The following is a 7058-nucleotide window of genomic DNA, read 5'->3' on the forward strand; positions in this document are numbered from 1 at the left end:
CGATGGTTTAATTTTCGGCTCTAAAAAATGGCTACAGCCAACGAACCGTTAGCCCCATTGGGGGCAGAGCGACACTTCGGAATTAACTGTCACTCGAAGTCACAAGCTGTGGAATAGTCAAAGTTCATTTTATGAAGTCGCTTTGTAGGCGATTCGGAGTTCAGCCAGAATACAACTTGGCAAAACCCTCATCCGAGAACAGCTCTGAAAACAGCTTACAAAGCAACTGCAAAGGTCTCAATTGCCTCAAGGTGATATCAAATTACGCGGTATCCAGGATGACCACACTGAACCGTTGCACTAGCTACCATGTGAGTTGTCCGTAATCAAAGAAACGACGATAACTATCTAGATCGATAATACGGGGTATATCTACAAATAATTCCGAAGAAAACAAGACATCTAGTATCGAATCGCAGGAACATTAATAGTTGCCATAGGCTGTAAAATAGTCAGACACTCAATGAGAATGTCAAAGAAGACGACAAAGATGGTACCAAAAAGGAAGCAGTAACTCCTAACCAGAGAGTCAACTGGTGTGCCACTATGACTAAAAGAAAGCTTTATCTATCGATTGCCAAAGGCTAGACTGACATTAGTTTAAATGTTGACTCAGGAGGTATCCGTCCCTCGGTTTCGACGTTATCCAATTCGCTTTCGAGATACTTGTCGTGGTTGATGAAGATGGTTCGTTCTCACTCGTCTAGCCAACCCATATTTGACTTACTCTTTGCTCTAACTACCCTTGGCCGCAAGTGCCAATAAATTACAGATATCTTTCATATCCACCGTCCATTTCTTTGAACTCATTTATGTTCATTCCTCCTTTGGTATCCGCTTTTTTAAGAGGCCGAAGCGAATTAATCAGATAAAGAATCAGGTGGTCCAAGGATCCCGGCGAGGTGGTCCAAAGATAAAAGAAAAGTCACTGACTTGAGCTGCTTTATATTGACCTTCTCACTTGCTAGTGCCGATCTGTATTTGGATACCGCTTCACCAGTCTTGTCATTCGCCTTTGAACAGGAGATTCTCCAGTCGTTGAGCTCTTTCATCAAGATTCCCTTTGTGCGAAGGTATTCTCCAAGTTGCAACTCAGACATTGTTGCAGTTGCAAGCACGGCTTGGAACTTAGCTTCTGAACTCCATAAACTGGCTGGGGTTCGCTTAGTTGGATCTTGGCGAACTATCTGGTCCATTAATTCGCGATTCCAGATGTAGATAGTTGTCTTTGGTATCTGGACTTGTTTAGCCAAATAGACGATTGTACCTCTGGGTGCATTAGGATCTGACAACAGCTCCCTCAGCCCCTTGAGGGCAGCTTCTTTTTGATCCTTTGGATACGGCTTCATCGTGTTCGATCAAAGTTCTCGCCCCGCATGGTTGATATTCTATTCAAATAGATGCTAACTCCCTTGACACCTAGGGATAAGAGACGTCTACATAACCTTCGTAATTCCTCAACCGTAAACTCTACCCAAACAGAAATCTACTCTATTCTTGGGGTAATAGATACCCTAGCTCGAACCTAGAAGGTGATTACTCAACTGTAGTGCCCAAATCTTAGCACCAATATGGTCATGAACTGGGCTTTCATGGGGTGGTACCCGAAACTAGGGTTAGCACGTACTCGCGAGAACTTATTCGATGGACGTAGAACGCTCGCATTATGGGTGCATCAGAGCTTTGGGAGCTCCTCATATTCCCCGATACGCTATCTAGGAATGATGCGACTTGTATTATTAGATCGCTGGACAGCAGCCTCACGATAGAGAGCTCTTACTCCACAATCAGGAATAGATGGCTTTGTCTCATTGTCAAAGACAATTCCAATTCACGAGATAGCAGTACGGGTTGGGAATTAACCCTCTATCCCTAAACCGCTATTTTTGAAAGCGTGTCTCCAAGAAATCGAGGGTTTAACCAATATCGAAGGTATAAACAACAAGACTCGATCCTCAAATACCAGAAGCTTTGCCTTTGCCTCGGCAAAAGAAAAGCTTCTCTTTTGTATGGCATTTTTACGTCTGATTAGCTAAAGACCACACCTGCGATAGGGCAATTTGGCCGATTGCTGTGTCAATAAAACCAACAAAAAGAGCCCGCCGGAACCATTAGGCATCTAGCGAGGCCGAGTTTAACCAACAGCTCGGATCAACATTCCAAAAAGAGATTGCCCAAAATAGATAGTAAATATGACAAAGTCGGTGGTGAAAACTAGTTTTCACCACCGACTTTTAGGTCAGAGATCTAAACAAAGAGTGCCATTTTCACCAGGAACCATCCGTCGAGGTTGATGATGGTCAATGATTAATCCTGCGCAGCTGCACCACATACAGTTTCAACGATCAATCGCGAAACAACATAGGGGTCGGCATTGGCATTTGGACGACGATCTTCGATATATCCCTTCTTAGCCTTTACTACGTGCCATGGGATACGAATCGAGGCTCCACGATCGGATGGTCCGTAGCTAAAGACGTCATAGCGGGCTGTTTCATGCGCACCGGTCAAACGACGTTCGATTCCATCACCGTAGTTGGAAATGTGCTCATCTACATTCTTCCCAAGAGCTTCACATGCTGCGATGATCGCATCGTAATTTCCACGGGTTGCCTTGGTCGAGAAGTTGGTGTGGGCTCCAGCCCCATTCCAATCTCCGTCCATCGGCTTTGCGTCAAAACTAACTACTACACCATGATCTTCAGCAATTCTGGCCAACAACCAACGCGCCATCCAGATTTGATCACCAATTACAGGAGGAGCTAAGACGCCAATCTGGAACTCCCATTGACCCATCATTACCTCAGCATTTGTACCCTCAATCGCCAATCCAGCATCGATACAAGCGGCTGTGTGCTCTTCTACGATCTCGCGACCGACAATTTTCTCTCCGCCAGTACCACAGTAGTAAGGACCTTGTGGTGCTGGGAATCCATTTTCTGGCCATCCAAGAGGGCGTCCATACTGAAAGAAGGTGTACTCTTGCTCAATACCAAACATTGGCTCTTGGTCGGCATAGAGCTCGGCCGCAGCCAAACAAGCGGCTCTAGTGTTGGATGGATGTGGCTCAAAGTCCGTCGTAAGAACTTCACAGAGCACCAAAAGGTTCTCACCACCGCGAATTGGATCTGGACAAACCAATACGGGTTGCAACACGCAGTCCGAGTTGCTACCAGGAGCCTGATTGGTGCTCGACCCATCAAATCCCCAAATCCCTGGCTCAACGCCATCAGCAATAATTCGGGTCTTGTTGCGCATCAAAGGTGATGGCTTGGTACCATCAATCCAAATGTACTCCGCCTGATAACTCATTTTAAGCATGCCTTCCATCTCTCAAAGGGGCGCGGAATGATCTTACGCCCCAGCGACCAAATACTTGAAACAGGAAGACAGCTCTGTTTTCCTGCATCTAACCATCTTCAACGCCGTTTGTTTCGAACATTTTTCTAAAATATGAACGGAGTGTAAACGCAAAAAATGACGTCTTCACCGCATAAAAACCAGATACATCAGGGAATGGTACTCGCTATTGCCTAGGCCATTGCGACTTCGAAACCCATACATATCCAGTAGTGGCAAAAGAATTGGTCACAACCATAGTAAAAGGAGGAAAACAGAGATTTTCGTCTATAAATTTCCAAAATGTTAATTCTTTTGTTTCTCTAAACTTTGACTAGATCGGAAGCTAGATCGTAAATCGAATCATCGCTCTAGAGAATCCGAGTTGGCACGCTTTAGCAACATCGCGTCCCCGAAGGATAAAAACCGATATCTCTCTTGTTTTGCATGCTCGTAGATCTCCCTCCATCGCGGTCCCACAAAAGCATCTACGAGGAGCAGAAGTGACGACCTTGGAATGTGAAAATTCGTCAGCAGTACATCGGTAACAAGAAATTGATAGCCCTGGTGGATAAAGATCGATGTGCGCCCACTGAGTTGGCCAGTCGTACCAACAGTCTCAATCGTTCGTACAACCGTGGTCCCAATTGCTATGACCCTAGGTGCCGATCGTATTTGATCCCAAGCCTCGCTGCTAACCGAATAGCTCTCGGTGTGGATTTTATGATCTCGAATTCGCTCTGTCTTGATTGGAAGAAAAGTGTCCAGTCCAACGGATAGCTCTACCTTAACCAAAGAGGCGCCAGCCCTTGAAATAGCTTCAAGCAAATCGTTATCAAAGTGCAATCCAGCAGTAGGAGCAGCCGCTGAAGAGCCTCGATTGGCATAGACGGTTTGATATCTCTCCGGAGTTTTCAATGGCTCCTTGATATAAGGCGGCAACGGAACTTCGCCACTTTTCTCGATCAATTCCGGCTCTAAGACCTCTACAATCAATCGAACTGGGGCATCACCTTCGCGCTCACGTCTTTCTTTTACGACAGCCACAACAACACCTTGCCTGTCGCAAAGGGGGACCCCAAAAAGGAGTTTCCTGCTTGGATTGGCCAGGGTCAACCAGAATCTTGGCGCCACCTCCTCTAAAAAGAGAAGCTCAACCGCCCCACCAGATTCTTTGAAAAGCGTTACCCGAGCTGGAAGGACTTTAGTGTCATTGACCACAACGACGTCGCCTTCTTTCAAAAGCAGGGGGAAGTCATAGACATGGCGATCTACGAATTTCTCACCAGAAGCATCGAGCAGCCGGGCAGAGGATCGAGGTTCAATAGGGCTCTGGGCAATAAGAGATTGCGGCAAATCATAGTCGAAGAGGGCCATTTCGTCGACAGCCGCAGTCGGATCTACATTCTTTGAATCATTATTCATAAACACCTGAAAAAAGTCTATGAGACCCACCCTCTAAAAACGACACCATCTTAGGTATTGGAATCTCGTCGAATTGAAAGTGAATTACAAATTCATAATCCAAAAGCAATTAGCGAAGAAGAAGTCAAACCCGAGATACGTCTCGCTAGAAGCCTCAAATCGACAATATTTGCATCGACATTATATGAATCGAAATATTTGCGGCGCTCAAACACGAATGTATTGGAACTCCATCCAATAGTCACACGGTGATCACACTGTGATCACAACGAGATCAAAGTGGTTTCTTTGGTCTCGATCCCTAGAGGCAACCCCAAAAATCTCAAATGCATAGTCACCTTGGAGCTAAAGCGCTGAATCGTTCAGAACTACCTCGTTGGGCGGACAATAATGATCAAAGAAGTATCTAAGTCTGTCAATAAAATTTTCAAATTCAAAGATCTAAGCCACCTCCATCGTTGCTCCGCCCTCTTGGAAGGGCCATTCGAGTTAAGTGACAACCGTATCGACAACCTAATTGACAGAGAAAGCTTTCGATGAGGTTCCTCAGCAAAACACAGAGGCAGGATTACTCGCAATCCCCGCGAGATCCGATCAAGGCGCCTGGGTAATCCATTGCATTTTTACCGCTGTGAAAGCTGAAGGTCACAGGGAATAATTATCGATTCGCCCTGCCCCATCTTGGTCACGGAATAAACACTGAATTGACCAAATATGATAAGGCGCAATGGCTATTATGCATATTAAATATTGTCTGTTTCGACCATTCAACCCTATTAAAATCACAATCTAAGCAAAGCACTCAGGTTAGAGATAGAGCGCTTTTGGGCCAATTTGGTAAGCAATGATCGGCCTGGCAAATCGACAACACAAATCTGCCGGAGCTCTAACGACAAACCACTCAATCAAATGGCGAGGGAAAAAGTGGCGCTGATGGTTGCAGTCGATGATTAAGATGGCTAGTTGCAGACAAAGATGCGAAGGTGCAATCAAGGTTGAGCGGGCTTAACCCATCACATCTTTTCTTACTCTGCATCAATTCCTCTGCATCAATTCCTCTGCATCAATTCCTCTGCATCAATTCCTCTGCATCAATTCCTCTGCATCAATTCCTCTGCATCAATTCCTCTGCATCAATTCCTCTAGCACCTTATTGGCCCCCTAGCGATAGCTTATGTGCAAAGCTCGCTCGATTCACAATCAAATTTACCCTTTGCAATGCCATAGATCAAAGAGTTCCCTTGATATTGCCATAAATTTAGATGAATTGCTCAGAAATCAGTTACCAAATAGGCTGATGATTCCAGTGACTCCTTGTTAAAATACCTGCGTCAATTGAAGATAAACGTGCATGTAACAACGTCAACAAAACCATGAGATCCCATATCAAATCAGCGATATAGTGATCACTTGGTCATAGCGGTGGGTACTGGTGGCTTAGGCAAGCTACCAGTACCCAGCCTGATTGAAACCAAACGAACTGAGACCCAAGTACTATAGTTCGATCTTTATCTCAATTATAGACCTACTGCGTCCTAGCCCATCTTTCCGAAAATCAACCTATTCTCCCAGCTAGTTGAGTATGTGGTCTTACGTTGGGACACTACAAATGCGTCGCAATGGTCTTGATCCGTTTAAGGGGATCACTAACTCCTAAGAGACGGTAGATCTCTTTGTGAACCGGCTCAGAAACACCACTAGTGCGGATGTGATAGACAACGCCTTTATCTGATGTAAGAACTATGGTGGCTCGGCGGTGACTGTTGAGTTGCTCTTTAATGGTTGACCATCTTCTCTTATCGTTATTTTGCCTCAAGGTCAGCTCAATGGCACTAAGGAGGTGATAGGCAAGTACTGAGATGAAGAGGTGAGCAGCAGTTCGGCTAGCTAGTTGATGATAGACCGGTCGAAGTCCAAGATCACTCTTGAGGGATCTAAAGGCATCTTCTACTTTAGTGAGAGTCGTATAGATATTCCAGATCTCACCTGCATCTAGCTCGCTATGGCTGGTGTCTATGACGTAGGCTCCTTGGAGATTATCATCTTTGGCTTTAGTGGGTTTTTCTGTAATAGTGAGATTGATTACTTTGTCAAAGCGTCTCTTTTTGATGATCTTGCCATGGTCTTGATGATATTCAAGGGATATCTCGTATTTGGAAGCAATACTTGGGTACTTGGCCTTGATGCGTCCGATACGCTCTGAGACAACTGTGGTCTTAGATATAGAACCCTTTGTGATTGAGGTATTCAACGAAGTGATATCTACTAAGAATCTCTCGTTAGCTTGACTAGAG

Annotated in this window: 4 protein-coding genes; all 4 read right to left on the reverse strand. The window is 45.1% G+C overall.

Going from position 1 to position 7058, the window contains the following annotated elements; translation table 11 throughout:
* Positions 1–860: 860 nt before the first annotated feature.
* On the reverse strand, positions 861–1349 hold the full coding sequence (locus AXFE_RS13280; RefSeq protein WP_152626090.1) for a hypothetical protein: 489 nt from the start codon (positions 1347–1349) through the stop codon (positions 861–863).
* 958 nt (positions 1350–2307) lie between these two features.
* Entirely contained in the window at positions 2308–3312 is a 1005-nt protein-coding gene (gene glnII / locus AXFE_RS13285; protein ID WP_152626091.1) for a glutamine synthetase GlnII, read from the reverse strand.
* A gap of 390 nt (positions 3313–3702) precedes the next feature.
* Complete coding sequence (gene queA / locus AXFE_RS13290; protein ID WP_152626092.1) at positions 3703–4764, reverse strand: tRNA preQ1(34) S-adenosylmethionine ribosyltransferase-isomerase QueA; 1062 nt, start codon at positions 4762–4764, stop codon at positions 3703–3705.
* Between the two features lie 1603 nt (positions 4765–6367).
* The coding region (locus AXFE_RS13295) for an IS1634 family transposase (protein ID WP_152626093.1) at positions 6368–7058 on the reverse strand (691 nt) is incomplete at its 5' end.

The organism is Acidithrix ferrooxidans (genome assembly GCF_000949295.1).
GTDB lineage: Bacteria > Actinomycetota > Acidimicrobiia > Acidimicrobiales > Acidimicrobiaceae > Acidithrix > Acidithrix ferrooxidans.